The following is a 798-nucleotide window of genomic DNA, read 5'->3' as shown; positions in this document are numbered from 1 at the left end:
TACGCGCCCCTCCCACAAGGCCGCTCGTTCTGTATCCGCCATCCCAAATCTCCATTTTGAAAACTGGAGTATGGCCACCCCAAATCGGCAATGGAAGGTGGATGGGCTGGACGCTTACGCTGCAACAGCTGACTGCGCAAAAGCAGCAACTGGAAGCGCGCAAACGGACCGAGGAATCAAAACGCAAGCGCACCGATGACACGCGGCGCAAGATCCTGGTCGGCGCCGCGATTCTGGCCAAAGTCGAACGGGGTGAATGGCCGCAAGCACGCCTGCTGGATATGCTGAACTCAACACTGACTCGGCCGGACGACCGCGCGCTGTTCGACCTTCCCCATCCCGAACGCGCAGCGGGTCCATCCACATTGCGACCCGATGGCACCGCCCCTCCCAGCGATTCCAATACGTAATCGACCTAGCGAACGCTTGCCTGTCAGCGGCACTCTACCCGCTGCAGCTAAGGAGAATCCTGTGGAAAATTCGACTCCCTACGATCCAACGTTCGATCCTCTACAACGGCACCAGGCGCAGGACGATAATGGGGAGCGGAGCTTAGGTATCACTGTTAGTACGCGCGCGAGCCTGGCCATCGAACGATTAGCGCGTCGGTACGAGATCGACCAACGCGACGTGATTGAACGGCTTGCGTTGGCCGAGGACGACCGCATCACTGCAGGAATCCGGAATGTGTCAATCACTTTGAGACAATGAATTTGATGAGTTTAGTGTCTAATTCTCTGGATTCTCCCCGCTCTCGGCCTCCGGTTTTGGCATGTTAATGCCCGCTACGGTTGGCAA

Annotated in this window: 2 protein-coding genes; both read left to right on the top strand. The window is 57.5% G+C overall.

Annotation, left to right across the window (positions count from 1 at the left end):
- Positions 1–101: 101 nt before the first annotated feature.
- Positions 102–410: a mobilization protein gene (locus ACP7DD_RS26570; RefSeq protein WP_426178404.1), complete on the top strand. Its 309-nt coding sequence runs from the start codon at positions 102–104 to the stop codon at positions 408–410.
- A 61-nt stretch (positions 411–471) separates the two neighbouring features.
- A complete protein-coding gene (locus ACP7DD_RS26565; protein WP_426178402.1) occupies positions 472–711 on the top strand; it encodes a hypothetical protein in 240 nt (79 codons plus the stop codon).
- The last annotated feature ends 87 nt before the right edge of the window (positions 712–798 follow it).

Origin of the sequence: Massilia sp. TWR1-2-2, assembly GCF_049897565.1 — a bacterium.
Classification (GTDB): Bacteria; Pseudomonadota; Gammaproteobacteria; order Burkholderiales; family Burkholderiaceae_D; genus JAFCUW01.
Note: the sequence above shows the minus strand (reverse complement) of the source record. Positions and strands in the feature narration are given on the sequence as shown.